Source organism: Haloferax sp. Atlit-10N (assembly GCF_003586325.1).
GTDB classification, from domain to species: Archaea; Halobacteriota; Halobacteria; order Halobacteriales; family Haloferacaceae; genus Haloferax; species Haloferax prahovense.
Window position 1 is genome coordinate 1 of the sequence record NZ_PSYX01000166.1, and the last position, 450, is coordinate 450.

Sequence of the window (450 nt, forward strand, 5' to 3'; positions counted from 1 at the left end):
GACCGCCGCACTCGACGACGTCGAGACGGCGTCGCTACTGGCGAACGACGCGGCGACCGAGGAGTACCGGCGACAGCTCGTCCGGACGTACTGCCGACAGGCAATCGAGCAGGCCGCTTCGGAGCCGTGAACCGCCGGCCGAGCGGGGCTGTGGGCGTGTTCGTCCGACCGCCCCGTGCGGCGGGGCCACCGAACCGACCGATAAATCAATACTGCTGACGGGAGTACGGGAAGGCGACTGAACGATGCGAACGACAGACGACCCGTGGAGCGCGACCGCAGACAGCGTTCGGCAGTCGATGCGCGAGCAGCGAGGCTCGGGGTCGGAGGCGGTCGTCGCGACCGTCGTGAACGTCGAGGAGTCGGGCTACCGCCGACCGGGGGCGCGTATGGTCGTCGTGCCCGACGGCGAGCGACTCGGCGCGGTCACCGCCGGCTGTATAACCGAGT

The 450-nt window shown here is 69.8% G+C and carries 1 protein-coding gene; it reads left to right on the forward strand.

Annotated elements, in window-relative coordinates; genetic code table 11:
- Positions 1-245: 245 nt before the first annotated feature.
- On the forward strand, positions 246-450 hold a 205-nt coding region (locus tag C5B91_RS21690; protein WP_147374923.1), incomplete at its 3' end, for an XdhC family protein.